Here is a 26,766-nt window from a genome sequence, read left to right on the forward strand (position 1 = left end):
CCCAAGGCCCTCTTCGGGTCGGAAGGGGTCATGACTTCGGCTCGCCGACCAGGAAAGACACACCAGCGGTCGCGCGGCGCAGCCGATGATCCGCCGGATATTCAGCTACCTCACATCACCGCGCCATCAGCGCGAACACGCCCCACCCAAGGTATTCACGCGTGTATGCGGCGTAGCGTTCGGGTGCCGAGATCAGCTCGGCTCGAACATCTTTCGCAAAGTCGTCGTCGGGATTCGCTTCGAGCCATCGGCGCATGGTGAGCCACTTGGCCGCCTCGTACCTGTCCCAGCTATCTTGGTCTGCCAGAACCATTTCCACGACGTCGTAGTCGAGGTCGCCGAAGGACGCGAGAAGTTCTGGAAGCATGAGAAAGTCCGAGATGCCACCTGCACGGCATCCCTTGGCGACCTCTTCTGTCGGCGGCGACTGCCGCCAGTACGGCTCGCCAACGAGGATGATCCCTCCGGTGCGAAGGCTCTCCGCCAGAAGCTCGATGGTGCCGACGACTCCCCCGCCGATCCATGTGGCACCGACACAGGCTGCCACATCGACCTTTTCGTCGGTGACGTAGCCGGTAGCATTGCCGTGGATGAACTCGACCCGATCGGCAACGCCGAGTTCTTCTGCGCGGAGTTTCGCCTGATTGGTGAACAACGGGCTCATGTCGATGCCGGTGCCACTGATCCCGTAGTCGCGTGCCCAAGTGCACAGCATCTCGCCCGAACCGCTGCCGAGGTCGAGCACGCGGGTCCCCGGTTCCAGGCGCAATGCCGCGCCGAGAGTGGCGAGCTTCTCGGGTGTGAACGGATTATGGATGCGGTGAGCGCTTTCGGTGATGTTGAAGATCCGTGGAATGTCCACCGTGGAAAAATCCTATAGGTGTGAATGGATTCGGCACGCCGCCAACAGCACGTCCTGCAAGCCATGCCGCGGAAGGTGCGGGTGGCAGAGAGGGCAAGGAACGCCTCACTCGTCCTGCTTCGGATCCCAAGCGGAGGAACTTCAAGCTGAGACGCGCCGAACTCTCCCTCAGCGCGTCTCGTCGGCCGCGCGGTGGTAGATGTCGTCCGTGCGCTCGATGTCGTCCTCGCCGAGGTAGCTGCCGATCTGCACCTCGATGATCTCGACCGGCACCTTGCCCGGGTTCTCGAGACGGTGCCATTGCGTCGCGACGATGTAGACGCTCTCGTTCTCGCGCACGAGTTGCTCGTTATCGCCGATCACGACCTTGGCCGTGCCGTGCACCACCACCCAGTGCTCGGAACGATGATGATGGCGCTGCATGGAGAGCTTGGCGCCCGGCTTTACGTGCAGCAGCTTGACCTGAAAGCGCGGGCCGATGCTGAGCGTCTCGAAGAAGCCCCAGGGCCGGTAGTTGCGCACGTGCTGCTCGTGCTCGCGGCGGCCCTCGCTCTTCAAGCGCGCTACGATCTTGGACACGTCCTGCGCGCGCTTCTTGTCGGCGACGAGCAGCGCGTCGGGCGTATCGACGATCACGAGGTCCTTGACGCCGATCGCGGCAACGAGCGAGCGATCGCTGTGCACGTAAAGCCCGCTCGAGTCCTCGATGATGGCAGCGCCGCGGGCATAGTTGCCCTTGTCGTCCTGATCGGCGATTTCCCAGAGCGAGGACCAGGAGCCGACGTCGTTCCAGCCGACGTCGATCGGAAGCACCGCGGCTTTCTGCGTGCGCTCCATGACGGCATAGTCGACCGAGATGGCCGGCGCCGCGGCAAAGGCATTGCCATCGAGGCGCAGGAAGCCCAGATCCTCGCGCGCCTTTGAAAGCGCACCCCGCGCGGCGGCAAGGATGTCGGGCGCGAGGCGCTTCAGCTCATCCAGGAACGTGCGCGCGTGCAGAACGAAAATGCCGCTGTTCCAGAGGTACGTGCCCGCAGCGAGGTAACCTTCGGCCGTCGCCTGATCCGGCTTCTCGACAAAGGCCTCGACCACGCGCGCGTCACCGTCCGCCAGCGGGCCGCCAGATCGAATGTAGCCATATCCCGTATGAGCCATGTTCGGCCTGATGCCGAACAGAACCAGACGCCCGGCCGCGGCAACCGCCCCCGCACGGCGCACGGCATCGGCAAAGGCCGCCTTGTCATCGATCACGTGGTCGGACGGCATCACGACCAGAATGCCCTCGGGATCGCGCGCCGCGACGTCCAGGGCCGCAACGGCAATCGCCGGCGCAGTATTGCGGGCTACCGGCTCGAGATAGATCGCCTCGGGCTTGATGCCGGCGCGCTCGAGCTCCTCGCGCACGAGAAAGCGATGGTCGTTGTTGCAGAGAAGGATCGGGGAAGCGAAGCCTTCGGACGGGAGGAGGCGCCGCAGCGTCGCGCCGAGGAAGCTCGGGTCGCCGTCGTCGAAAAAGCGGATGAACTGCTTCGGGTACATGGCGCGCGAGAGCGGCCAAAGCCTCGTGCCGGAGCCCCCGGACAGAATGACCGGATAGAGTGTCGCCACCGAAATCGCCTCCAGAACCCACCCAATGCATCAATAGCACGCAGGGCCCCGTCGGCGTGGCACCTCCACTCCGATCGGGTTAACGCCGGGACTATGCACTCAAAAATGTAACAGCAAAAAGGGCGCGTGGTCGCGCCCTTCTGCCGTCGTCTGAAATGTGGCGCCGCCCAGGCTACTTGAGGCTGGCGCAGAAGCGCTGGATGCGGGCGCAGGCATCCTCCAGCACATCCAGCGAGCTCGCGTAGGAGATGCGGAAGAACGGGCTCAGCGCGAAGGCTGCGCCGTGCACGGTGGCCGCCCCCGTATCCTCGAGAAGTGCGGTGACGAAATCCTCGTCATTGTTGATCTTCTTGCCGCCCGGTGTCGTCTTGCCGATCGCACCCTCGCAGCTCGGATAGACGTAGAACGCACCCTGCGGCGTCGCGCACTTGATGCCCTTGGCCTGGTTCAGCATCGAGACGACCAGATCGCGGCGCTCACGGAAGGCTTCATTGTTTTTCGGAATGAAGTCCTGCGGGCCGGTGAGCGCCTCGATGCCCGCCCACTGCGAGATGGACGAGGGGTTCGAGGTCGACTGCGACTGCAGCTTGCGCATGGCGTCAATCAGCGGCTTCGGGCCGCCGGCATAGCCGAGGCGCCAGCCTGTCATGCAGTAGGCCTTGGAGAAGCCGTTGACCGTGAGCGTACGCTCGTAGAGCCCCGGCTCGACCTGCGCGATCGTGTAGAATTTCAGGTCGTCGAAGATCAGGTGCTCGTACATATCGTCGGTCAGCACCCACACGTGCGGATGGCGCATGAGCACGTCTGTCAGCGCCTTCAGCTCGTCGCGGGTGTAGGCCGCGCCGGTCGGATTGCACGGCGCATTGAACATGAACCACTTGGTCTTCGGCGTGATGGCCTTGTCGAGCACGTCCGGCTGGAGCTTGAAGCCATGGGCCTGCGTGCAGGGGGCCTCGACCGGCTTGCCGCCGCCGAGCAGCACGATGTCGGCATAGGACACCCAGTACGGGGCCGGAATGACGACCTCGTCGCCGGGGTTCAGCGTGGCCAGCAGCGCGTTGTAGAGCACCTGCTTGCCGCCGGTGCTGACCGAGATCTGGCTGCGGTTGTACTCGAGGCCGTTCTCGCGCTTGAATTTGCCGCAGATCGCGTCTTTGAGCTCGGGAACGCCGTCGATGTCCGTATAGCGCGTTTTGTTCTCGCGCAGGGCGCGGATCGCGGCTTCCTTGATGTTGTCGGGCGTATTGAAATCCGGCTCGCCCTGGCTCAGCACGATAATATCGCGTCCCTCGGCGGCCAGCGCGCGCGCTTTGGCCGAGATCCCCATGGTTTGGGAAAGCTGGATCCGGTTCAAGCTGTCGGCAAAAAAGCCCATGGCAGGGGGTCTCTCGTTTGATTCGGGCATACCTGTCCCGGGGCCGGCCTCATGCCGGTCCCCGCAAGGCGGCGCGGACACTAGGCGCCACGGTCCGGTGGCGCAAGCGGCGTTTCACCCAAAACCGGGAAAAATGCGCCTCCCGGGCAACTGCGAATTGGTTTTGACACCGCAAAAAGCACGTGGCAATGAGCAGGCCCGAAAAAACCCGAAGTTCCGCCCCTGAGGCGCGAGGCCAAGCCATGTCGATGAAAGCTGAGCGTGGCACCAAGCGGACGTGCCAGAGCGCGTCCTGTGGTGCCCGATTTTATGATCTCAATCGCGATCCGATCGTCTGCCCGATCTGCGGCACGATCTATGAAATGATGACCACGACCGCCGTTGGCGCGGTTGCCGGAGCTGCGGCCGAGAAGACGCGCCGTCCGGTCGCCAAGAAGCCCGAGTTCGAAGGGGCTGCGCCGACCGACACGCCCGATGTCGAGGCCGATGACACACTCGCCGATATCGAAACCGATGACGAGGCCATCAGCGACGACGACGACGAGACCTTCCTCGAGTCCGAGGAAGAGGACGGCGGCGACGTCAGTGGCATCATCGGCGGACCGGTGCCGGAGGGCGACGAGGAGCCCTGAGACGCGGAGAACCGCGACGGGTTTCCCGGCGACGCGGTATCTCATGTGCGGCGGAGGGCCCAACTGGAGCTGAGGCGGCCGTGAGCATCCGCGCGCCCTTCGAGATCGGCGGACAGCAGGTGCCGGCAGGCACCCGCGCGCTCGTTGATCTGCCCGTCTCCAAGCTTTCGAACCACACGCCCGTCACGCTGCCCGTGCACGTCATCCATGGACGTGAAGGCGGCCAGACCATGTTCGTGTCGGCCGCCGTGCACGGCGACGAGCTCAACGGCGTCGAGATCATTCGGCGCGTGTTGCGCTTCGTCGATCCGAGCACGCTGCGCGGCACGCTCCTCTGCGTGCCGGTGGTGAATGCCTATGGTTTCATCGGCCGCTCGCGCTATCTCCCCGACCGCCGCGACCTCAACCGCTCCTTCCCCGGCTCGCCGACCGGCTCGCTTGCGGCGCGCCTCGCGCACATCCTGCTCGGCGAGGTGATCCGCCGCTCGCACTTCGGCGTCGACCTCCACACCGCGGCGGTGCATCGCGTGAACCTGCCGCAGATCCGCGCCGACTTTTCCGAGCGGCCCGGCTGTCGTGCGCTCGCCGAGATTTTCGGGGTGCAGGTCGTGCTGGCTTCGCCCGAACGCGATGGATCACTCAGGGCGGCTGCCACCGAAGCAGGCGTCGACGTGCTCGTCTATGAGGGCGGCGAAGGCCTGCGCTTCGACGAGTTCGCAATCAAGGCCGGCGTCGAAGGCATTGGCCGCATCATGGCAGCGCGCGGGCTCATCGAGCTGCCGGGCGGCGAGATCGAACCGCCGGCCAAGGAACTGCTGCGCGGCCCCGTGTTTGCCAATGCCTCGAAGTGGGTGCGGGCGCCCGACGGGGGCGTGTTCCGCAGTGCCCGACGCATCGGCCAGGCCGTGAGCGAGGGAGATCTCCTCGGCTGCGTCGCCAATCCTTATGACGACAGCGAGATGGAAGTGCGCGCGCCCGTGCGCGGCATCATCATCGGCGCGACGACACTGCCGATCGTGAATATGGGCGACGCGCTCTTCCACATTGCCTGGGCGCGCGAGCATCAGCGTCAGACCCAGCGTCAGCGGCCTGCGCGTCCCGCCGATCTCGCTGCAGAGCCCGTCATGGACGAGGACGAGATCATCTGATTCGGGCTCGCTCGGGGCTTTGGATCAGGCGCATCATTTCTGTGGCCGTCACGTCTCACCGCCGTGCCTCCCCGGCGAATGATCCCCATTTACCTTGGACAGGCCAATTGCCGAGTGCTCATTTCCAGGCGGATAGTCCGGCCACACTCGCTTCTGTATCGATTCGCGGGCGGCATCAGGACAAGTTGAGCTGTTTGGGAGATGGCTATGTTCCTAAGGTCATTGGCAGTTGGCGCGTGCCTTGCGCTGGCGGCCTGCTCATCGACGGAGATGGGCAGCGACGTCTTCGCGACAAGCGCCACAGGTACGGAAGGACGGCCGCAGAAGAAGGCGCAACTCCCGCGGTGCGAGCAGCCGCTCGGCACGGTCGCATTGGTCGACAAGGACATCCCGGCGCTGGCGCCGACAGGGCTCAGTGCGCCGTCGTCGGTGCTGCGCCTCATGATTGCGCAGTCGAACTGCTTCCAGGTCGTCGATCGCAATGAGGCGCTCGAGAAGATCAAGGAAGAGCGCAAGGTCAGCAAGAAGGGCAAGCGCCCCGAGCTCGTCAAGGCGGACTACTTCCTGACGCCCGACGTGCTCACGGCGAACGAGAATGCTGGTGGCGTCGGCGGTGGCCTGGGCGGGCTCCTGCCGGGTTACGCAGGCACCCTCGCCGGTTCGGTCGCGGTCAAGGTGCAGGAAGCCGAGGTCGCGATCTACCTCACCAACGGCAAGACGGGCGTCCAGGTCGCCGCGGCGACGGGCAAAGCCTCGACGGCCGACGCCGGCTTCGACGTCGCGCGGGCGACGTGGGGTGGCGCGGGCGGTGGCGGCGTCTATTCCAATACGGACATCGGCAAGACCGTCTCGGCGGCCTTCTTCGATGCCTACACGAACCTCGTAGCTCAGGTGCGGGCACAGCAGCTCCAGGTCGCTGCGAAGGCTCCGGTGGCCGCGCCGAAATCGGTCAAGCGCTAGCGCCGCTGATCGAAAACCGAACTGCAAACACCGAGCGGGCCGCTATCAGGCGGCCCGCTCGTATATGTGCAGCGTCGCGCGCGCCGTATCGCGGGCGTCCGGCGCGATCGGCTCGGCGGAAACTTCGCGCCAAACAGCAGCATCCAGCTCGGGAAATGCAGTATCCCCATCGGGCCGCGCATGAATGCGCGTGAGGTAAATCCGATCGGCGAGCGGCAGCACGGCCGCAAAGACCTCCGCGCCGCCGATCACCATGACCTCGTCGGCGCCGCGCGCCTCGGCTCTTACTCGAGCAAGATCGAGCGCCTCCTCCACGCTGCCTGCACGCTCGATGCCAGCAGCACTGAACGCCGCATTGCGCGTGACGACGATGTTGTCGCGACCTTCGAGCGGCTTGCCGATCGAGGCATAGGTCTTGCGCCCCATGATCACGGGCTTGCCCATGGTGAGCCGGCGAAAGATCTTCAGATCGGACGGCACGCGCCACGGCAGCGAACCGTCGCGCCCGATGACGCCGTTCTCCGCCACGGCGACGACGAGTGAGATCGTCAGCTCAGTCCGACCATGCCTTCGGCTTTTCGGCGCGTGGCTTTCGATCGGTGGAAGCCGTCTGGATGGATGCCTGGCGTCGGAAATCAAAACCGCACTTCTTCTGTATGGCGACCTGCTCGATGGTCTCGAACTCACCTTTGAGGCGAGCCAGCTCGGCGGAGTTCTGGTCATTACCGCCGACAAGGAAGGCTGCTGGCCAGAATATCACGAGCGCCACGCCGGTCGCGATGGCGTCGTTCGTCGCCTTCTGATCCTGGACGCCGGACAGGTGCGCGACGCGCGACGAAATCCGCTGTGCTTCGAGCGAAAGCTGACCGCAGTCATAGTTGCTGAACTGCAGTGGAGAAACATACTGAGGACCAATATTGTCGGCTGTCGACGCACAGCCTGCCATCAACGTCAAAACGGCGGCTGAAATCGCCACCTTCCCCAAAATATGCATTTTCGTGCTCCCAGCGTCCCACCCGCGCCAAATCGAGCACCAACGTGGGTCATCAGCAACAGCCGGCGATGCAGAAATATCGCGATGCTGTTAGACTGGGATGGTTCTGCCACACTCGCGTGACTATGAACTGACAACGTCGATAGCCATCCAGAAGTTGTGCCACCGCCGGATCCCGGATCAAAGATGAAGCACGTCTCGGTCATCCAGCACACGCAATCCGAGTGGCTCGGCCAGATCGAGGACCATCTCGAAGGGCGCGGCATTCGCTTCGGCTATTTCCGTCCTTTCACGACGGGTGGGAGCATCCCGCAAGCCTCCGTCGTCGGGGACGGTCTCATCCTGCTCGGCGGCGGCCCGTGGGGCACATGCGCACCAGGGCCGGTGTTGCCGACGCTCGAAACCGAAGTTCGCCTCGCTCGCGCGTGCCTCATGCTGGGCAAGCCGGTCATCGGCATCGGCCTCGGCAGCCAGATCCTTGCGCTCGCAGCGGATGGCGGCGTTGAAGCGGCGCCGCTGACGTTGTCGGTCGGCGAGGCGCGGCGTGTGGCCGGTGACGCCCTGGGCGGACTGCTGCCGGAGCACTTCCCGAGCGTGGTCTACATGCGCGACCGGCCCGTGCCGCCCAGCTATGCGACAACGCTCGCGGTCGATGAGCGCGGGGGCCCCACGCTCTTCCAGGTGGCGCCCAATGCCTTTGGCTTCACCAGCCATCCGGGCGTGCGCCGCGCCATGATCGAGGATCTCGTCATGGAGTTCGACGAGGCACCGCCGGACACGGCCGAGGGCCTCGCAAAAATCGCGACGCTCGGCGCGGCCATCGATGATGCGCTCGTGCCGATCATGGCCGGCCTGATTGCCGCGACCGGTTGGATGAGCGTGTAGCGTTCAGCTCGGAATTGCGGCTGCCTTGAAGGGCCCGAGCGCCTCGCAGCGCGCCGCGAAGCGCGCGACGTTCGGCGCCTTCTCCGCAAGTCCGAGATTGGGCCGCACGATCTGCACGAACGTGAAGCCGACGGCCGTCGTGATATCGGCCTGGCTCATGCGTTGCGTGCCGGCCATCCACTCGTTCTCGCCGAGCTTGGCCGCGATGGCATCGAGATACGTGAAGCCCGCGACGACCTGCGCATCATTGTGCCGGACCCAGGGCTTGTGCACGATCTCCGCCGGCCGAAAGCGGTACTCGTAGGCGGACCATACGGCCTTGTCGACGGCGCCGAGCGCAACCGTCGTGAGCTTCAGAACGTGGCGGCGTTCGGCCCCGCGCTCGGGCACGAGGCGCTTCTCCGCGCCGGCAATCTCGTCGAGGTAGTCGAGGATCACCGAGCTGTCGATCAACGCTTCGCCATCATCGAGGACGAGGGCCGGGACGCGCGTCAGCGGATTGTGCGGCGTCACGCGCTCGGGTTTGTCGAAGACCGGTACGGCATCGAGCTCAAAGGGAATTCCCATGACGTTCAGGCTGACCGCCGTGCGCCGGACGTAGGGGGATCTCAGGATGCCGATCAGTCGCATGTGCATTCCTTGCAATCGGGAGGCGAGTTGCCCGCCCTTCCATTCGTCGATGGCAGTCTGCAGGTACATGGATGCGGACAGCAACCCATGCCGTACACAACCCTGGTCCCCGTCCCGGCTGGGCGCTAGAGTCCGAGGTCGAAGGTCCACGCAGTTGGGCCGACGCCCCGGGAGAAAGCGCGTATGTCCATCGGCAAAGTCATTCTCGGAGCTGCCTTGCTTGCCGGCACGACGACATCGGCGCTCGCGGCTGACCGCGCAAGGGCAACGCTTTCCTGCAAGGCGCTGCCCAGCCCCGAGTTCGCCTATGATTGCACGGTCGATCTTGCCAATGCCCGGACAGGGGCGCCGCTCGAAGGCGCAACGATCATCCTCGGCGCCGACATGCCGTCGATGCCCATGGTCCACAATGTCCCACCCTTCGAGTTCAAGGCGGGCGACAAGCCGGGCCGGTATCAGACGCACATCCAGCTCGACATGTACGGGCCGTGGGCCATCAAGCTGCGCATTGCGGGCCCGCTGCGCGACGAGGTGGTGGCCGTCTATCAGTTCGGCCCCGAGGGCTCGGAGGCCCGAAAGCGCGGTGGGGCGGGCGGCAAGTCCGAGCCGCAGCCAGCAGCCAAACCGGGCCAGCTCCGCCATTGACGGGCCACGGGAAATTCCGCCCTCGGGAAGTCCTCAGATGCAGAGCCCTAGGCAAGGTGCTATCTACGGCCTCGGATCAACCCACCGAAGGCTGTGTCGACCCCGTCTCGGCCAAGGCCTGGCGAGGCAAGCGCAGGCATTCAATTGACAATACCCAATCTCATCACGCTCGGCCGTGTCATCTTTATTCCGATCATTTTCTGGCTGCTCGTGAGCGGGCAGACCCGCGGTGCATTTCTGCTGTTCGTGCTCGCGGGGATCACCGACGCGGTCGACGGCTGGCTCGCCAAGCGCTGGAACATGCAGACCGAGCTCGGCGCCTATCTCGACCCGATGGCCGACAAGCTGCTCGTCGTATCCATCTACGTGGCGCTCGGCGTCGCGGGCGAGCTTCCGTCATGGCTGGTGATCGCGGTCGTCTCGCGCGATATTCTGATCGTGCTCGGCGTCATATTATGCTGGATCATAGGTCAGCCGATGGCGATCCAGCCGCACATCGTGAGCAAGGCCAATACGCTGAGCCAACTGGTGCTCGTGGCACTCGTGCTTGCGGATGAGGGCTTCGATCTCGAGCTCGACGTGCTCAGGACCGTGCTCATCTGGATGACGGCCGTGCTGACGGCCTCCTCGCTCGCCGTCTATGTGCGCGCCTGGGTCGCGCATCTTGCCGGCAGCGGTGAATGATGCCGACACTTGATCGGCGGATGCCGGGAGAACGGCACATTCGCATGTCATGAGCTAGCGTGATGATCGAGAAATTCGCCACATATCGCGGCACAGTATGGAGCGAATTTCTCGATCTGAATCACACGAGCAAGATTATGTTTCTAGTGTCCCTTTTGATTTCGAAGTTCGCTCCGTACGCCAGCATCGAGGTGGGGCAAACTTCGGAACCTGGACACTAGCGTGGCGGCACATTCGCATGGTCTGCACTGGCGCGCCGGTGCAATGGCTTGGAAGGGGATTCCAGGTGTTGAACGAGGACAATAGCGCACCGCGCACCGCCGTCCGCCCCGGCCGTCACCTCGTGTTCTGGCTGGTTGCAGGAGCGCTCGCACTGGCGCTGCTATGGCTCCTCAGCGATATCCTGCTGCCGTTCGTGGTCGGCGCGGCCATCGCGTTCTTCCTGAGCCCGCTCGCCGACCGTCTCGCCGCCACCGGCATGGGGCGCACGGCTGCATCGGCCCTGATCATCATCGTCGCGGCCCTGGGCCTGCTCGGCGCTCTCCTTCTGCTCGGGCCGTTGGTCGTCGACCAGCTCCGCCAGCTCGCCGAGTCCCTGCCTGGAGATTTCAAACGCCTCGTCGCGCTGCTCGAGAGCTCCGCGCGCGGCTGGCTCGGGGGGCGTTATGATGACATCTACGCCAGTTTCGAGCGAGGCATGTCCGGCATGGCGCAAAGCTGGACGGCGACTGTCGGCTGGGCCATCCAGCAGGTCTGGGATCGCGGGCTTGCCCTCGTCAACCTGCTCTCGCTCGTGCTGATCACGCCGGTCGTGGCGTTCTACCTGCTTGCGGACTGGCCACGCGTCGTCGCCCGCATCGACGAGGCGCTGCCGCGCGATCACGCACCGACCATTCGCGCCCTCGCGGCCGAGATCAATGGCGCAGTTGCCGCGTTCGTGCGTGGCCAAGGCACGGTTTGCCTGATCCTCGCCGTGATCTACTCCGTCGGGCTCTCGTTCATCGGGCTGCGCTATGCGCTGCTGATCGGTCTGACGGTCGGGCTCATCAGCTTCGTGCCGTTCATCGGCTGGGCCTTGGGGCTCATTCTGGCGGGCATCGTCGCAGTCGCCCAAGGTTGGCCCGATGTCACGCTGCTGGCGAAGGTGGTGGCGCTGTTCGCCGTGACGGCCGCAATCGATGCGGCAATTCTCTCGCCACGCATCGTCGGGCCGCGCGTCGGCCTGCACCCCGTTTGGCTGATCTTCTCGGTGCTCGCGTTCGGAGCGCTGCTCGGCCTTGTCGGTGTCCTCATTGCCGTGCCGGTAGCGGCCGCGATCGCGGTGCTCGTGCGCTTTGCGCTGCGTCTCTATCTCGACAGCGAGATCTATCGCGGCACGCCGGGTGCGGGAGGGCCGGCACCATGAGCCGGACACGAGAGCAGTTCGTTTTCGACTGGGGCGCACGACCGGCCCTCGGCGCGGAGGACTTTCTCGTCGGGCCGTCCAACGCGGCCGCCGTCGATCTCGTCGACCGCTGGCCGGACTGGTCCATGTCCTCGGCCCTCGTCGTCGGACCGGCGCAGAGCGGCAAGAGCCATCTCGCCCATGTCTGGCAGCTCCGATCCGAGGCTGCCGTGCTCGACGCCGCGGTACTCGACGAGGTGCACGTACCGGAGCTGATGGTCCGTTCGGCCGTTGTCGTCGAGGACATAGATCGCGGCATCCGCTCGGAGAAGGCGCTTTTCCATCTCCTGAACCTCGCACGCGAGCAGCGCACATCCCTGCTGCTCACCTCGCGCGCACCAGCAGGGGAACTTACGATCGCCCTCCCGGATTTACGGTCACGCCTCAGGGCGCTGGCCATGACCGAGATCGGCCCCCCGGATCAGACCCTGCTGACGGCGGTGCTGGTGAAGCTCCTTTCCGACCGTCAGATCACGGTGGCGCCGACGGTCGTGCACTATCTGGCCCGCGAGCTGGACCGCTCCTTTGCGGCGGCAGCCTCGCTCGTCGAGGCCATCGACCGGCTGTCCCTGGCGCGGCGCCAGCCGGTCACCAGGGCCCTGGCAGCCGAGGCTCTGGCGGAGCTGAGAGCCGCTGAAAGGGCTAAAAAAGCCACTGAACGACGGTTATTAAGAGACATTTGAATGTCGTGAAGCAATGGCAGGTATAATCCCTTCGGCCGGCTTACCGGACATTGGCCATGCGGCAAGGGAGAGAGCTGTGTCGGGCAGCAAGGCGCGGTCGCGCGCGAAGGTCGAAGCAGGCGTGCCGGAGGCCCCCGTGGAGGTGCCGCAGGGCCCTGCGCGCTATTACAATCGCGAGCTCTCCTGGCTGCAATTCAACACCCGCGTGCTCGACGAAGCCCGCAACCGCCGCCACCCGGTTCTCGAGCGGCTGCGCTTCCTGTCGATCTCGGCCTCGAACCTCGATGAATTCTACATGGTCCGCGTCGCGGGCTTGCATGGGCAGGTCAAGGCCAAGGTCACGAACCTCAGCAATGACGGCCTGACGCCGGCCCAGCAGCTCGATGCCATCAACAAGTTCGTGGCGGGTCTCTCGGCCGAACAGCAGGCCTGCTGGAACGAGCTGAGCCGCGAGATGTCCGAAGTCGGCATCTCCATCGTCTCGCCGGACCAGCTCACCGAAGCCGAGCGGACCTGGCTCGAGAGCCATTTCATGACGCACCTCTTCCCGGTGCTGACGCCGATCGCGGTCGATCCCGCGCATCCCTTCCCCTTCATTCCCAACCGCGGTTTCACGCTCGGCCTCGAGCTCGCCAAGAAGAAGGGCGGCGAGGCCATGCACGCGCTGATGCCGATCCCGGCGCCGGTCGACCGCTTCCTGCAGCTACCTGCCGGTGAGGATCCGAACGCGATCCGCTTCATGCGCATCGAGACGCTGATCGGCCACTTCGCCTCGCTCCTCTTTCCCGGCTACGCGGTCAAGCGGCAGGGCGCCTTCCGCATTCTGCGCGACAGCGACATCGAGGTCGAGGAAGAGGCCGAAGATCTCGTGCGCTCGTTCGAGAGCGCGCTGAAGAGGCGTCGCCGCGGCTCCGTGATCCGCCTCGAGATCGACGCCTCCATGCCGCAGGAGCTGCGCACCTTCGTCGTCGAGCAGCTCAAGGTCGGCGAGGCCGACACCTACGTTCAGGAGGGCCTGCTCGGTCTCGGCGACACGTCGCAACTCATCGTCGACAACAGGCCGGATCTCGTCTTCCCGCCCTTCAACATCCGCTTTCCCGAGCGCATTCGCGAGTACAACGGCGACTGCTTCGCGGCGATCAAGGCGAAGGACATCGTCGTTCATCATCCCTACGAGGCCTTCGACGTCGTCGTGCAGTTCCTGCGCCAGGCAGGTGCCGATCCGGACGTGCTCGCCATCAAGTGGACGCTCTATCGCACGTCGAAGGACAGCCCCATTGTCCGCGCTCTCAAGGAGGCGGCCGAGCTCGGCAAGTCCGTGACGGCAGTGATCGAGCTCAAAGCGCGCTTTGATGAAGCCGCCAACATCCGCCTTGCGCGCGATCTCGAGAGCTCGGGCGTGCATGTGGTCTATGGCTTCATCGAGCTCAAGACGCACGCCAAGCTCGGCATGATCGTGCGCAAGGAAGGCTCCGAGCTCGTCTCCTACTGCCATATCGGAACGGGCAACTACCACCCGCAGACGGCGCGCATCTACACCGACCTCTCCTTCTTCACGGCCGATGCCGCGATCGCGCGCGATGTGAACCGCATTCTCAACTTCGTGACCGGCTATGGCGAGCAGGCCGAGCTCGAGACCATGGCGGCGAGCCCGTTCGGCATCCGAAAGCGCATTCTGGAGAGCATCCGCGGCGAGACCGAGCACGCACGTGCAGGCCAGCCGGCGGCCATCTGGATGAAAATGAACGCGCTTGTCGATACACAGATCATCGAGGCGCTCTACGAGGCTTCCAATGCCGGCGTGGAAATCGACCTCGTCGTACGCGGCATCTGCTGCCTCAGACCCGGTATTCCCGGCATGTCCGAGAACATCCGCGTCAAAAGCATCATCGGGCGTTTCCTGGAGCACGGCCGCATTTACTGCTTTGGCGGTGGACACGGGCTCCCGCATCCGAAGGCGATTGTGTATATCAGCTCCGCGGACATGATGCCGCGCAACCTCGACCGGCGCGTCGAGGCTATGGTACCGGTGACGAATCCGACGGTGCATGCGCAGATCCTCGATCAGATCATGACGGCGAACCTGAAAGACAACCAGCAGAGCTGGCTGGTTCTCTCCGATGGATCAAGCCGGCGGATCGTGCCCGATGAGGGCGAGAAGCCGTTCAACGCGCATGAATACTTCATGTTCAACCCGAGCCTGTCGGGGCGCGGTCAGTCGCTGAAGAGCCATTCGCCGCCGCGCTTCAAGCTCGAGGACAGGGACGAGAGCGGCCGGCAGTGAAATTTCCGTGGAGCAGAGACGACCGGCCGGTGGGGCTCGACGAGCTCGAGCCAATCTCGGTGGTCGACATCGGGTCCAACTCGGTGCGCCTCGTCGTCTACGAGGGGGCCATTCGCAGCCCCGCGCCGCTCTTCAACGAGAAGGTTCTGTGCGGCCTCGGCCGTACCGTTGCCTCGACCGGCAAGCTCGATGCCGACGCCGTCGAGCGCGCCATCGAGGCACTGCGCCGCTTTCATGCGATCAATCGTGTGCTCAGCGTCAAGAACGTGCGCGTCATCGCGACAGCCGCCGTACGCGAGGCTGCGAACGGCCCCGAGTTCATTGCGCGCGGTGAGGAGGCCATCGGCGCCCGCATTGCCGTGCTCTCCGGCGCACGCGAGGCCGAGCTTGCCGCCATGGGCACGCTCATGGGCATTCCCAATGCCAACGGCATTGCCGGCGACCTTGGCGGCGGCAGCCTCGAGCTGATCGACGTTGCGAGCGCCAAATCGACGGCTTCAGCGACCTTGCCGCTCGGCGGATTGAGACTGATCGATACTTCGGGCAACAAGCTCGACAAGGCCATCGAGATCGTCGATACGAGCCTCGCCGAGTTGCCCTGGCTCTCGGCTGGCGAAGGCCGCACGTTCTACGCCGTCGGCGGCACCTGGCGCTCGCTCGCCCGCCTGCACATGGACCTGCGCAAGTATCCATTGCGCGTCATGCACGGCTACAGCATCGAGAGCCGCGCCTGCATCGACTTCTGCGACAGCATCCGCCGGGCGAAGAAGATCGCCGATATCCGCGGCATCGAGGACATCGCACGGCCACGCCGCGAGGTGCTGCCCTACGGCGCGCTGGTGCTCGAGCGGCTGCTGAGGCGCATGAAGCCCAAGGAAGTGGTCTTCTCGGTGTTCGGCGTGCGCGAAGGACTGGTGTTCAGCCTGCTTTCACCCGCAGAACGCGAGCGCGATCCACTGCTCGCCTATTGCGAGGACCATGCGCGCCTGCACTCGCGCTCGCTCGCCCATGCCCGCGAGCTGTGCACCTGGACGGACGCCGTCTTCAGCGAGCCGGGGCCGCGCGAGAGCGCCGAGGAGCAGCGCCTGCGGCACGCCGCGTGCCTGCTCTCGGACGTCGGCTGGCGGGCGCATCCCGACCATCGCGGCGAGCAGAGCCTGAACATCGTCGCCCATGCCGGCCTCGGCGGGATCGATCACGAGGGCCGCATCTTCCTCGCGCTTACCGTCTATTTCCGCCATGTCGGCACGGGGCGCGTCTCGGGCGCCGAGGACGAGCTGCCGACGGCCCTCAAATCCCTCGTCTCGCGGCGCACACTGAAGCGCGCCCGCATTCTCGGCGCGGCCATCCGCTCGGCGCACATGCTCTCGATCGGCCGGCCCGGCATCATCGACGAGACCCCGCTCACGTACGAAGGCGGCAAGCTCGTCCTGACCCTGCCGCCGACCCATCGCGACCTCGATGGGGAGCGATTGCGCCGCCGCTTCGAGGTGCTCGCCCAACTGGTCGATCAGCGACCCGAGATTCGCTATTCCTGACAATGCGCTAGCGGTGCTCGTCGCGAATGGGCGACGGCTCGGCGATTCTCAGGCACGGGTGTGGATTGGCGCGAAGTTGCCGAAATCCCGCGCTAGATATTCTTTGTTGCAGATGGGAGGATACGGCAGTTCCATCGGCAGCACGAATCGCGCTCTCTGGCCGTGACGGCAGTGGGCGTTTTCTTTTGGTGCCGGGTTTAAAACGGGCTGACACGCGGTCCTCATGTCGGATGACCTCTATACGGTTCTGGGCATAGCCAGGGGTGCGCAGGATGACGAGATCCGGCGGGCCTATCGTCGGCTCGCCAAGGAGCTGCATCCCGACGTGCGCCCGGATGATCCGGCCGCGAGCGAACGCTTCAAGCGCGTGACGGCCGCCTACGACATTCTCGGCGATGCGACCAAGCGGCGGCGCTACGACGACGGCGAGATCGACGCCCAGGGCGAGCCCGTGCGCACGTACGCGCGCAATGGCGCAGGGGCGGGCGGCGGCTGGGCGAACGGCTTCGGCGGGCGCGATACCGGCGTCACGGACATCTTCTCGGATCTCTTCGGTGCCCGCGGCACGCGCGGTCCCGGCTTCAGCCTGCGGGGCCAGGACGTGCGCTACACGCTCGAAGTGGACTTCATGGAAGCCGTTGGCGGCGCCAAGAAGCGCGTCACCATGCCGGAGGGCGGCACGCTCGACCTGACCGTGCCGGAGGGCGTCAGCGACGGGCAGGTGCTGCGGCTCAAGGGCAAGGGCGCACCGGGCCTGCGCGGCGGCGAGAACGGCGATGCGCTCGTCGAGATCCACATCCGCCCGCATGCGAAGTTCAAGCGGATCGGCAACGACATCCTGCTCGAGCTGCCGATCACCATCGACGAGGCTGTGCTCGGCGGAAAGATCGAGGTCGCGACCATCTCGGGGCGCGTCGCGCTACAGATTCCCAAGAGCACGAGTTCCGGGCGCATTTTCCGCCTCAAGGGCAAAGGCGTGCGCAGTGCGACGGATGGATCCGTCGGCGATCAGCTCGTCACGATCCGCATCGTGATGCCGGAGAACGTGGACGAGTCCCTCTCCTACTTCATGGCCGAATGGCGCCAGCGCAATCGCTACGACCCGGGCCGCGACTGAGCGCGTCTATCTCGACGATCCGAGGTGTTCCGCCACGTGCGCCAGCCGCGCGAAGGTTGCGACGTCGAGCTGCTCGGCGCGCAGCTCCGGCGCGACGCCCGCCGCTTCGAGCAGCGGCAGTGGATCAGAGACGAGCGTCTTCAAGCTCTGGCGCAGCATCTTGCGCCGCTGGCCGAACGCCGCTGCCGTCACGCGGCCGAGCCACTTTACCGAGCATTCGGGCATGGGTTGCGCGCGCGGCAGGAAGCTCACGACGGCGGAAGCCACCTTCGGCGGCGGCGTGAAGGCCTCTGGACCGAGCGTCAGCGCGATGCGCGGCGTCGTGCGCCACTGCGAGATGACCGCAAGACGGCCATAGGCCTTGGTGCCCGGCTGCGCGACGATCCGCTCGGCTACTTCCTTCTGGAACATGAGCACCATGCGCTCCCACCAGGGTGGCCACGGATCGGTTTCGAGCCAGCCGATGAGCAGGCGCGTCGCGACGTTATAGGGGAGGTTCGCGATGATCACCGTGCGGCCGGCATCCGGCGGCAGCAGCGCCGGCCATTGCACATCGAGCGCATCGCCGAGGTGGACGGCAAGCCGCCCCGGATAGGCCTCGCCAATCTGCGCGAGCGCCGGCGCACAGCGCTGATCGCGCTCGACGGCGATAACACGGCGCGCACCCTCCATGAGCAGCCCGCGTGTCAGCCCGCCGGGGCCGGGGCCGATCTCGACGGCCGTCGTCGCGTCGAGCGGCGCGGCAAGACGCGCGATCCGCCGCGTCAGATTGAGATCGAGGATGAAGTTCTGGCCGAGGCTTTTCTTTGCGTCGATCTCGAGCGCGGCAATCACCTCGCGCAGCGGCGGCAGGCCATCGCCTGCAGGGGACTTGGGCGGCTTGCCGGGCTCAGGCATGGCGCTGAGCCGCAGCGCGGCGCTCGGCCAGGTCCGCAGCGAGCTTCAGCGCCGCAACAAGGCTCGACGGCGAGGCTGTGCCCGTCCCCGCAATGTCGAATGCCGTGCCATGATCGGGTGAGGTCCGCACGAACGGAAGGCCCAGCGTGACGTTCACCGCCGACTCGAACGACAGCGTCTTGATCGGGATCAGCGCCTGATCGTGGTACATCGTGACGACGGCGTCATAGCGCTTGCGCGCGTCACCATGAAAGAGCGAGTCCGCCGAATGCGGGCCCGTGACAGCCAGACCTTCGGCGCGCAGCGCGGCAAGCGCCGGCTCGATCACGTTCACTTCTTCACGGCCGATCGTGCCCTCTTCGCCCGCGTGCGGATTGAGGCCGGTCACGGCGATGCGCGGGTTGGCAATGCCGAAATCCGAGGTCATGGCATCGGCCACGATGCGAACCGTCTCGTTGATGCGCTCGACGCTCAACAGCCCCGGCACGCGCGCGATCGGCACGTGAACCGTGAGCGGCACCACGCGAAGAATTTCCGACGCGAGCATCATCACCGGCACCCAGTGTTTGCCCGGATGATGGCGGCCGGCGAGCTCCGCGAGATACTCGGTATGGCCCGGGTGATGGAAGCCGGCACGCAGCAGCGTGCTCTTGGCTATGGGGTTCGTCGCGACGGCAGATGCGCGGCCGGCAACCGCATCGGCAACGGCGAAATCAATCGCCGCAATGATGCCGCCGGCATTGAGCATCTCCGTGCGCCCGGCGACGACCGGGACCGCGAGAGGGACCGGTCGCACCGGCAAACGAGTGGCGAACGCGTTGCGTCCAGCCTCGATATCCTCGGAAACGGCAAGATCAACGGCAAGGCCGAGCGTGCGGGCGCGCTCGGCGACGGACGTCGGATCGGCATAGAGTACGAAAGGAGGAAGGCCGTTCTTGGCCCGGTCACGCCAGGCGAGAAGCGTGATGTCGAGGCCGATGCCGGCCGGATCGCCCATCGTCAGCGCCAGCGGGCGACGCGAGCCCGCCGCACGCCCCACTTCGCTCGCCAAGGCCTTAGCTCCCGACCGTCCTGATCCGCCGGATCAGCGCTTCTCGATCAAGGCTTCGGCGCGAAGATCCCTCAGATGGCGGCGCGACACGACGTCGAACTCGCGCATCGTCAGCTCGGCCTGAGCCTTGAGGCGCTTTTCCTCGTCCACCTTGACGGTCTTGCGCCCGCAGACGGCATATAGCTCGACGCCGGTGCTGGCAAGGGTGGGCGGCACCATCTCGCCGTCCTTGGCATTCAGAAGGAGGCTGCGGGTCGGCTCGCCAATGCTGGAAGCCGCCTGATTGGCGAGGCTCTCGAAGCGGGCGTCGGGCAGGCCCTTAACCAACTCCTGCGTATTGCGGCAGCCGCGGAAGCGCTTGCGCAGTTGCTCGGCTTCGGAGAGGCGGCGGGCAAGCGCGGACTGGTCGATGACGCCCGGCACCGCGAGCGTGATCTTGTGAAGCTGCATTTCGACCGCGGGCGCGCCCTTGTCTCCGCCGGACTGTTCGACGAAGCGGTCGATGTCGCGATCGTTGATGTTGATCTGGTGGCCGTACTTGCGCCGGACGACGTCGCGCCAGTAGAGGGCGGCACGCGTGCGCGCCTTGATCGTCGCCGGGTCGATGCCCTGCGACTTGAGCTGCTCGGTAAACTGCGCCTCGGTGATCTTGTTCCGCTGCGCCATGTCCACGAAGGCGCGATTGACGTCATCCTCGCTGATGGCAATGCTGTTGCGCTTGCCCTCCTGGATCTTCAGCTTCTCGTCGATCAACTCTTCCTGCGCCTGGGTGCGGAATTTTTGGATGCTTCCCACGCGCGCCTCGCGGCGGAGCTGCTCCAGCATGTTGCGCTGCATGTCGCCGATGTACTGCTTCTGGAGTGCGACGGCTTCGTCCCTGCTGCGCGGCTGCTTCTCGCGCAAGTACTGCTGGAAACGCTCGTTGGTCTTGGGGTCCTGAATGATCTGCTTCCAACGCGCCTCGGCCCGGGCGCGCATATCCTGCCCGCCGCCCGCACCCGCCGCCATGAGCGTCGCGCGCTGCTCGATCTCGTAGCCTGTGATCGGCTCGTCATTGACGAGTATGACGATGCCCTGGCGGCGCCCCGGCGCACCACCACCGGCCTCACCGCTCGTTGCCGGTGCCGTGCTTGCCTCGCGCCGCGGACGCGGTGCGGGCTTCGGCTTGGCCGCCTTGGGAGGCGCAGGATCCGTGCGCAGCGGAGCGACCGGCTCGCGCGGCTGCGAGGGCGGTGTAGTCGTGACGACAAGTCCCGGAATCGACGGCGTCTGCTGCGCAAACGCCATGCCGGCGCTCGCCATCACGGCGCCCGCCACCATCCACGACGCCACTTTCACGACGCCACGCCTGTCGCGCTGAATACGCGCGCTGTTCATTCCCAGATCCGCCATCATTCCCCAAGCCGGCTGCGATTCGTCGATCCGATCCTAGTGGTTATCGCAGGAAGCAGATGCGATTATCCACATCAAGCATGGCGCTGGCATGGCGCTTGCCGTGCGCCGCAACAGGCTTCCGTACCCTCTAATCCCGTGACAGGCCCTGCCCCTTCGGGTAGCCAGGAAAAAAGTCCAATTCCCGGGAGCTGAAAATGGCCGCCACCAATCTTGCACAGATGAACGCTGCCGAAGTCACCATTCGGACCATGGCTGCCAACGGGCTCGATACGCTCTATTGCCTCCCCGGGGTCCAGAATGACGATTTTTTCGATGCCCTGGTGCGCGCGGGGAACCCGCTGCGGCCCATCCATACCCGCCATGAGCAGGCCACGGCCTATATGGCCCTCGGCGCCGCGCTCGCGACAGGCAGGCCCCAGGCCTATTGCGTGGTGCCGGGACCGGGCTTCCTCAATACGACGACGCCGCTCGCCACGGCCCAGTCGCTCTGCGCCCCCGTGCTCGCGCTCTCCGGCCAGATCTACGAGCAGTACATCGGCAAGGGCATCGGATTCCTGCACGAGATCCCGGACCAGCTCGGTATCATGCGGACACTGACCAAGTGGGCCGGGCACATCGAAGGACCGCAGGATGCCGCGGCGAAGAGCCGCGCCGCCTTCGACCAGCTTCTGAGCGGGGTCCCCGGCCCCGTCGGCCTCGAATGCGGCTGGAATATGTGGCGCTCGGCGGCCGAGGTCGCCTTCGACGACACGCCGGCCGTGCGCAAGACGCCGCCGCTCGACCTCGACGCCATCAAGGCCGCGGCCAAGGTGCTCGCCGGCGCCAAACGGCCGATCATTCTCGTCGGCGGCGGCGCCCAGGATGCGAGCGCGGAGGTGACGCGCCTCTCGGCACGCATTCAGGCGCCGGTCATCGCCTACCGCACGGGCCAGGGCGTCATGGACGCGCGCAATCCCTTCATGCACCGCTTTGCGACCGGGCACGCGCTATGGAAGGACGTCGATGTCGTCATCGGCATCGGCACGCGTCTCCAGCATGTGATGGACTGGGGCCGCGATGATGCGATGAAGATCATCCATCTCGATATCGATCCTACGCGCATCGGGCGCACCTGCACGCCCGACGTCGCGATCGTGGCCGATGCGGCCGAGGGCGTCGCGGCACTCCTGAACGAGCTCGAGCGTGTGGGCGACAAGCCCGCCGACCGAACCGACGAGATGAAGGCACTGCGCGCCACGATGGACGGCGAGTTCGCCCGCCTCGCGCCGCAGAAAGCTTGGATCGACGCCATCCGCGCCGAGCTTCCCGAGGACGGCATCCTCATCGAGGAGCTGACCCAGATCAGCTACGCGAGCCGCCTGCTCTATCCGGTGTACCAGCCGCGCACGTATCTCTCGACGGGCTATCAGGGCACGCTCGGCTGGGGCTATCCGACAGCGCTTGGCGCCAAAGCCGCCATGCCGGATCGCGCTGTCGTCGCGCTGCATGGCGATGGCGGCTTCATGTTCGGCGTGCAGGAGATGGCGACGGCGGTCGCGCACAACATCGGCGTCGTCGCGCTCGTCTTCAACGACAATGCCTACGGCAACGTGAAGCGCATCCAGCAGAGCAACTACGAAGGTCGCACGGTCGCCTCGGATCTGGTGAACCCGGATTTCGTGCGGCTCGCCGAGAGCTTCGGAATGCGCACCGAGCGCGTCACGACGCCGGAGGCCCTGCGCCCCGCGCTCAAAGCTGCGATCAAGGCCAATGCGCCGGCACTGATCGAGATCCCCGTCGGGCAGTTCCCCGATCCCTGGTCGTTCTTCTTCAGGAAGAAGGTGCGCGGGCAGGCACCGTCGTGGTCGATGAAGGGACCGGATTGAAGGCTGCAGTCTATTGGCGGCCCAACAGCTCGGCGGGGATCGGCCGCGTGTCGGTCGCCTTGTCCCAAGCCTGGGCCGCTATCCTCCACTGCCCGCCGTCTTTGACGAGCAGCATCATCTCGATGTTGCGATTGACCTCGGCATCATTCTCCGTGTTTTCGCACGCCGCGACCGCAACTGCGACATTGCCGAAAACATGGATCCGCGTGCCGATGACCTGCTCGTCGAAGGACTTGAGCGCCGTTCCGACGAGCCCCTTCATGCGCTCGACGAACTGACCGACAGATTGCGCGCGCACGGGCCGTGCCGAGGCGAAGAGCGACGCATCGGGAAGGAAATCGCTGCCGAACTTCTCCAAGTCGGGCGCCGCGCCCGTCTTCCAGCTCATGCTGGCAAACTGCCGGGCGATGAGATCCTCGATGGCCCGTACATCGTCGTCCGCTGCTGCGCTCATGAGCCCCAGTCTCCGAAATCGCCTCCCCAGGAAGTGAAGCTCATTCTGCCATTCGCGCCCGCCGTCGAACAGCAGACTCGATAGGTCGCTCCCGCTATGGTCCTCATCCCCGCAGCATCGAGGGCGCCCCATGACCGCCGCTGTCAGGACTGCCACGCTGGCCGACCGAACGGCCTTGTATGATCTCTACGCACAGCTCCAGCCGGCTGATCCGCCCTGGCCATCAGAAGCCACAGCAGCGGACGCGCTGTCGAAGGTGCTGGATCATCCGGGCGCGACCATCCTCTTGTGCGAGGTCGACGGGGTGCCGGCCAGCACGTGCACCCTGTTCGTATGCCCGAACTTCACGAGATCGGGGCGCCCCTTTGCGCTCATTGAGAATGTGGTGACCCATCGCGACTACAGGAAACGAGGACTTGGCCGGCAGGTTGTCCAGCGCGCGATCGAGATGGCGCGCGAGCACGGCTGCTATCGCGTCACGCTGATGACCGGCTCGAAGCGCGAGGAGACGCTGCGCTTCTACGAGGCTGCGGGAATGAACCGCAATTCGAAGACGGCCTTCGAGGTGAGATTTCTTTAGCGAAAGCCCTCGCGTCGGCGCCTATCGGCTCGACCGATAAGCACCGTCGAAAGCCACGCAATGGCTCGGGCTTGCGCTACTTAAGCTTGCCGAGGATCTCGGTCATTTCCTTCGGGCCGAAAGCGCGCAGCGTTTGCGTGCGCACATTTCCTGCCTTTGCAAGGCTGAGGCCGAGGGCGGTGACCGCCATGTCGTCCTTGGCCTCTCCTGTAATGACAACGTCGTAGTGGCCGAGCGTCCAATAGACTTCCTTCACGGTGACCCCATCGGCCTTGGCGATCTCCTTGAAGGATTCGGCGCGTTTGACGGTGTCCTTGACGCTGTGAATGCCCTTGTCAGTGAAGTTCGCGAGCATGACGAAGGTAGCCATGACGAGCCTCCATGTTACGCATTACGCATCACCCTGATATTTTAGTCCTTCCGCCAAGGAGGCGATAATCACATCCGGGGGAACGGCGCCGGACCCGCCCTTGTCCCGGGAGCATTCCGCATTGCAAAGCAATGCTCTGGCGCCTTCGCCCCGTGTGCGTCATAACCATGACGCCGATGCTCCGCATCGAGCCCCAAAACAAGATCGAAGGAACGCCCGCCTCCATGTACCCGCTGCTCGCCGGTCTCCGGATCATCGACATCACCACGATCGTGCTAGGTCCGTTCGCGACCCAGTTCCTCGGCGACCTCGGTGCCGAGGTGATCAAGATCGAGACCGTCGACGGCGACATGAACCGCTACACGCCGCCGACCACGGGGCCGGGCCTCGGCGCGGTCTTCGTGAACAACAACCGCAACAAGCGCTCGCTTGCCCTCGATCTCAAGCAGGAGCAGGGCAAGGAGGTGCTGCGCCGCCTCCTCAAGACGGGCGACGCGCTCGTCCACAACATGCGCCAGGATGCGCTCGACCGCCTCGGCTTTTCCTGGGAGAGCGTGCACGCGCTGAACCCGCGCCTCGTCTACTGCGCCGCGCTCGGCTATGGCAGCGACGGCCCTTACTCGGGCAAGCCCGCCTACGACGACATCATCCAGGCAAGCTCGGGCCTTGCGGGCCTCACGCACCGCCGCGACGGCACGCCGGCCTATCATCCGACCGTCACCGCCGACAAAGCCGGCGCGCTCCATGTCGTGTACGCTGTGCTCGCCGCGCTCCTTCATCGCGAGCGCAATGGCGGCGAGGGCCAGCTCGTCGAGATGCCCATGTTCGAGGCCATGGCCGCCTTCTCGCTCAATGAGCACCTCATGGGCGCAAGCTTCGCATCTGACGGACCGACGGGCTATCACCGTACGCTCTCGCAGAACCGGAAGCCCTTCGCGACGAAAGACGGCTGGATTGCACTGCTCCCGTACACGCAGACCCAGTGGTCGCGCGTTCTGAGCCTGCTCGGCCGCGAGGACCTCACCAAGGAACCCTGGTTCGCGAACAACGCCGAGCGCTCCAAGCGCTCCGACGAGCTCTACGGTATCATCGCGGCTTCGCTCGGCAGTCGCACGAGCGCGGAATGGCTCGCCGCATTCGAGAAGGCTGATGTACCGTGCGGTGTCGTGCACACACCCGACAGCCTGCTCGAAGATCCGCATCTGAAAGCCGTCGGTTTCTTCGAGCCGAACTTTGCGGGCGAGAACGGCATCGTGCGCACGCTCCGCCAGCCCGTGATCTTCCGCGGCGTGGACGCCGGACCCGACCGTGCGCCGCCTTCTCTCGGCGCCGATACGCGCACGCTGCTCACCGACCTCGGATACAGCGAGAGCGAGATCGGAGCCATGCTCGACAAGCGGATCGCGGCCGGTGACTGATCGCGCCTTCGGCGCGAACAGGGCTGCCGCCCTGTAACCCGCATCGTGCCAGAGGCGCGTGTCTTCGACACGACGGACACCCCCGAACCCCCGTCTTTTTTTGATTTTACCCTCAACGGGTGGCCAGCCGCCGATCCACGGCCTCAGCCGTATCGGACCAGCTCGGCAAGCGCGCCGCCTGGGCCAGGGCCGCGGCCCGCAGCCCAGCCCTGAGCGCGGGCTCGGAGAGGACGCGCGCGAGCGCCACGCGAAGTGCCTCGGGTGACCGCTCCGGCACAATCAGTGCCGCCGCCGGATCCAACCAGCCGCGAACCGCATCGGCCCCCGTCGTCACGGTCGGCAGACCGCGCGCGATCGCTTCCGCGACCGCCATGCCATACCCCTCATGCAGCGACGCCGCGACATACACATGCGCCGATCGCCACTCCGCATCCAATTCCGCTGATGCGATTCCGCCCCTGGACACCACCCTGCCTTCAAGCCCCGCATGGCGGATCATCCCGGTGAGCTTCGCCACATAGTCCGGCGCCCGCTCGTGATCGCCGACGATGCTGAGCGTCCACGGCAGGTCCGCGAGGCCCGCCAACGCCTCGATGAGATCGTGATAGCCCTTGCGCGGAATGACGGCCCCGACTGAAAGCAGACGCAGGACATCAGCCGGCGATGGCTCCGCCGCGGCGAACCGCTCAATGCCCGGGAGCGCCACAACGATCCGCTCGGCCGGCACGCCGTAGTCCCTCCTGAGCGTCTCCGCCGTCGTTGATGACGTCGCAATGACCAGACGGCACGCCGCCAGCGCCGCGCGCTCGGCCGCCATGAAACGCGCGCGCTCGCCAGACGGCAGCCCCTCCTCCATCGCGATCGGATGATGGAAGATCATCACGAGCCGCAAACGCGCTACCTCGTGCGCGAGCAAATCCGCCAGTGGCGAGAGGCAAATCTGGTCGGCCGCGACCAACGAACCATCGGGAAGCTCCGCCAGGAGCGCCGCCGATCGCGCCCGTGCCGCAGCATCAGGATGCGGAAAGCCCGCCGGCAGATCGAGCGGCACGACATCCCACCCGCGCGCGGCGAGCTCCTGCATCAGCCGCGTGTTGTACACGTAACCGCCCGTATGGCGCGCGTAGTCCAGGGAGCTCGCGAACACGAGGCGGCGCTGCGACATCATTCATCCTCGACCAACATGCGCTATGGCACGAACGCGCACCATGCTATGCGCTCGGACCGGAGAGCAACCCGGAGCGTCA

General features: G+C 65.6%; 26 protein-coding genes. 14 read left to right on the forward strand and 12 right to left on the reverse strand.

The features are described 5' to 3' along the window. Positions 1-115 precede the first annotated feature (115 nt). The 3 genes from CS1BSM3_RS00725 to CS1BSM3_RS00735 form a co-directional block, all read right to left on the reverse strand. Complete coding sequence (locus CS1BSM3_RS00725; RefSeq protein ID WP_072385056.1) at positions 116-862, reverse strand: SAM-dependent methyltransferase; 747 nt, start codon at positions 860-862, stop codon at positions 116-118. Between the two features lie 168 nt (positions 863-1,030). Then, complete coding sequence (locus CS1BSM3_RS00730) at positions 1,031-2,470, reverse strand: mannose-1-phosphate guanylyltransferase/mannose-6-phosphate isomerase (protein ID WP_072385057.1); 1,440 nt, start codon at positions 2,468-2,470, stop codon at positions 1,031-1,033. A 172-nt stretch (positions 2,471-2,642) separates the two neighbouring features. Then, the gene (locus tag CS1BSM3_RS00735) at positions 2,643-3,845 is read right to left on the reverse strand and encodes a pyridoxal phosphate-dependent aminotransferase (protein WP_072385058.1); all 1,203 of its coding nucleotides are present in this window, start codon (positions 3,843-3,845) and stop codon (positions 2,643-2,645) included. A 242-nt stretch (positions 3,846-4,087) separates the two neighbouring features. On the opposite strand from CS1BSM3_RS00735, the gene CS1BSM3_RS00740 reads away from it, so the two are divergent. The 3 genes from CS1BSM3_RS00740 (at position 4,088) to CS1BSM3_RS00750 (ending at position 6,585) form a co-directional block, all read left to right on the forward strand. After that, positions 4,088-4,477 carry a TIGR02300 family protein gene (locus CS1BSM3_RS00740; RefSeq protein WP_072385059.1) on the forward strand — a complete coding sequence of 130 codons (390 nt, stop codon included), beginning with the start codon at positions 4,088-4,090 and terminating at the stop codon, positions 4,475-4,477. Positions 4,478-4,557: 80 nt separating this feature from the next. Continuing rightward, positions 4,558-5,625, forward strand: coding sequence for a succinylglutamate desuccinylase/aspartoacylase family protein (locus tag CS1BSM3_RS00745; RefSeq protein WP_072385060.1), 1,068 nt, complete (start codon positions 4,558-4,560; stop codon positions 5,623-5,625). A 207-nt stretch (positions 5,626-5,832) separates the two neighbouring features. Continuing rightward, positions 5,833-6,585, forward strand: a complete 753-nt coding sequence (locus tag CS1BSM3_RS00750; protein ID WP_174263586.1) for a CsgG/HfaB family protein — start codon at positions 5,833-5,835, stop codon at positions 6,583-6,585. Between the two features lie 45 nt (positions 6,586-6,630). Here the strand turns inward: CS1BSM3_RS00750 and CS1BSM3_RS00755 are convergent, their stop codons facing one another. After that, positions 6,631-7,182: a dihydrofolate reductase gene (locus CS1BSM3_RS00755; RefSeq protein WP_280174703.1), complete on the reverse strand. Its 552-nt coding sequence runs from the start codon at positions 7,180-7,182 to the stop codon at positions 6,631-6,633. After that, positions 7,139-7,579 (reverse strand): hypothetical protein, encoded by a 441-nt coding sequence (locus CS1BSM3_RS28480; protein ID WP_072385062.1) that lies wholly within the window; start codon positions 7,577-7,579, stop codon positions 7,139-7,141. The genes CS1BSM3_RS00755 and CS1BSM3_RS28480 overlap by 44 nt, the downstream gene beginning before the upstream one ends. Before the next feature lie 186 nt (positions 7,580-7,765). Between CS1BSM3_RS28480 and CS1BSM3_RS00765 the strand changes: the two genes are divergently transcribed. Then, positions 7,766-8,464 (forward strand): type 1 glutamine amidotransferase family protein, encoded by a 699-nt coding sequence (locus CS1BSM3_RS00765; protein ID WP_072385063.1) that lies wholly within the window; start codon positions 7,766-7,768, stop codon positions 8,462-8,464. 3 nt (positions 8,465-8,467) lie between these two features. On the opposite strand, the gene CS1BSM3_RS00770 is transcribed toward CS1BSM3_RS00765, so the two are convergent. Continuing rightward, positions 8,468-9,094 carry a glutathione S-transferase family protein gene (locus tag CS1BSM3_RS00770; protein WP_072385236.1) on the reverse strand — a complete coding sequence of 209 codons (627 nt, stop codon included), beginning with the start codon at positions 9,092-9,094 and terminating at the stop codon, positions 8,468-8,470. 183 nt (positions 9,095-9,277) lie between these two features. Between CS1BSM3_RS00770 and CS1BSM3_RS00775 the strand changes: the two genes are divergently transcribed. The 7 genes from CS1BSM3_RS00775 (at position 9,278) to CS1BSM3_RS00805 (ending at position 17,489) form a co-directional block, all read left to right on the forward strand. Next, complete coding sequence (locus tag CS1BSM3_RS00775; protein WP_072385064.1) at positions 9,278-9,739, forward strand: FixH family protein; 462 nt, start codon at positions 9,278-9,280, stop codon at positions 9,737-9,739. A 144-nt stretch (positions 9,740-9,883) separates the two neighbouring features. Further along, positions 9,884-10,423: a CDP-alcohol phosphatidyltransferase family protein gene (locus tag CS1BSM3_RS00780; protein WP_072385065.1), complete on the forward strand. Its 540-nt coding sequence runs from the start codon at positions 9,884-9,886 to the stop codon at positions 10,421-10,423. 289 nt (positions 10,424-10,712) lie between these two features. After that, positions 10,713-11,828: an AI-2E family transporter gene (locus CS1BSM3_RS00785; protein WP_072385237.1), complete on the forward strand. Its 1,116-nt coding sequence runs from the start codon at positions 10,713-10,715 to the stop codon at positions 11,826-11,828. After that, complete coding sequence (locus CS1BSM3_RS00790) at positions 11,825-12,550, forward strand: P-loop NTPase family protein (RefSeq protein WP_072385066.1); 726 nt, start codon at positions 11,825-11,827, stop codon at positions 12,548-12,550. Before CS1BSM3_RS00785 ends, CS1BSM3_RS00790 begins: the two co-directional genes overlap by 4 nt. A gap of 121 nt (positions 12,551-12,671) precedes the next feature. Continuing rightward, the gene (locus CS1BSM3_RS00795) at positions 12,672-14,834 is read left to right on the forward strand and encodes an RNA degradosome polyphosphate kinase (RefSeq protein WP_244540399.1); all 2,163 of its coding nucleotides are present in this window, start codon (positions 12,672-12,674) and stop codon (positions 14,832-14,834) included. Next, complete coding sequence (locus CS1BSM3_RS00800) at positions 14,831-16,372, forward strand: Ppx/GppA phosphatase family protein (protein WP_072385068.1); 1,542 nt, start codon at positions 14,831-14,833, stop codon at positions 16,370-16,372. Before CS1BSM3_RS00795 ends, CS1BSM3_RS00800 begins: the two co-directional genes overlap by 4 nt. Before the next feature lie 223 nt (positions 16,373-16,595). Next, positions 16,596-17,489 (forward strand): DnaJ C-terminal domain-containing protein, encoded by an 894-nt coding sequence (locus CS1BSM3_RS00805; protein ID WP_072385069.1) that lies wholly within the window; start codon positions 16,596-16,598, stop codon positions 17,487-17,489. 6 nt (positions 17,490-17,495) lie between these two features. On the opposite strand, the gene rsmA is transcribed toward CS1BSM3_RS00805, so the two are convergent. From rsmA to CS1BSM3_RS00820, 3 genes are read right to left on the reverse strand one after another with little or no spacing between them, the layout of a single operon-like run. Next, entirely contained in the window at positions 17,496-18,386 is an 891-nt protein-coding gene (gene rsmA / locus CS1BSM3_RS00810) for a 16S rRNA (adenine(1518)-N(6)/adenine(1519)-N(6))-dimethyltransferase RsmA (RefSeq protein ID WP_072385070.1), read from the reverse strand. Then, the gene (gene pdxA, locus CS1BSM3_RS00815) at positions 18,379-19,437 is read right to left on the reverse strand and encodes a 4-hydroxythreonine-4-phosphate dehydrogenase PdxA (protein ID WP_072385071.1); all 1,059 of its coding nucleotides are present in this window, start codon (positions 19,435-19,437) and stop codon (positions 18,379-18,381) included. Before pdxA ends, rsmA begins: the two co-directional genes overlap by 8 nt. A 33-nt stretch (positions 19,438-19,470) precedes the next feature. Beyond that, positions 19,471-20,814, reverse strand: coding sequence for a SurA N-terminal domain-containing protein (locus CS1BSM3_RS00820; RefSeq protein WP_174263587.1), 1,344 nt, complete (start codon positions 20,812-20,814; stop codon positions 19,471-19,473). 212 nt (positions 20,815-21,026) lie between these two features. Between CS1BSM3_RS00820 and CS1BSM3_RS00825 the strand changes: the two genes are divergently transcribed. After that, a complete protein-coding gene (locus CS1BSM3_RS00825) occupies positions 21,027-22,697 on the forward strand; it encodes a thiamine pyrophosphate-dependent enzyme (RefSeq protein WP_210188728.1) in 1,671 nt (556 codons plus the stop codon). 10 nt (positions 22,698-22,707) lie between these two features. On the opposite strand, the gene CS1BSM3_RS00830 is transcribed toward CS1BSM3_RS00825, so the two are convergent. Beyond that, positions 22,708-23,151: a nuclear transport factor 2 family protein gene (locus CS1BSM3_RS00830; RefSeq protein ID WP_072385073.1), complete on the reverse strand. Its 444-nt coding sequence runs from the start codon at positions 23,149-23,151 to the stop codon at positions 22,708-22,710. Positions 23,152-23,281: 130 nt separating this feature from the next. Here CS1BSM3_RS00830 and CS1BSM3_RS00835 point away from each other — a divergent pair, with 130 nt between their 5' ends. Next, positions 23,282-23,731: a GNAT family N-acetyltransferase gene (locus CS1BSM3_RS00835; RefSeq protein ID WP_072385074.1), complete on the forward strand. Its 450-nt coding sequence runs from the start codon at positions 23,282-23,284 to the stop codon at positions 23,729-23,731. Positions 23,732-23,807: 76 nt separating this feature from the next. Here CS1BSM3_RS00835 and CS1BSM3_RS00840 read toward each other — a convergent pair whose 3' ends face one another. Continuing rightward, positions 23,808-24,101, reverse strand: a complete 294-nt coding sequence (locus CS1BSM3_RS00840) for a GYD domain-containing protein (protein WP_072385075.1) — start codon at positions 24,099-24,101, stop codon at positions 23,808-23,810. 167 nt (positions 24,102-24,268) lie between these two features. On the opposite strand from CS1BSM3_RS00840, the gene CS1BSM3_RS00845 reads away from it, so the two are divergent. Then, complete coding sequence (locus CS1BSM3_RS00845) at positions 24,269-25,519, forward strand: CaiB/BaiF CoA transferase family protein (protein ID WP_174263588.1); 1,251 nt, start codon at positions 24,269-24,271, stop codon at positions 25,517-25,519. Positions 25,520-25,631: 112 nt separating this feature from the next. On the opposite strand, the gene CS1BSM3_RS00850 is transcribed toward CS1BSM3_RS00845, so the two are convergent. Continuing rightward, positions 25,632-26,687, reverse strand: coding sequence for a glycosyltransferase family 4 protein (locus CS1BSM3_RS00850; RefSeq protein WP_083528122.1), 1,056 nt, complete (start codon positions 26,685-26,687; stop codon positions 25,632-25,634). Positions 26,688-26,766 lie beyond the last annotated feature (79 nt).

Source organism: Hyphomicrobium sp. CS1BSMeth3, assembly GCF_900117415.1.
Taxonomy (GTDB): domain Bacteria; phylum Pseudomonadota; class Alphaproteobacteria; order Rhizobiales; family Hyphomicrobiaceae.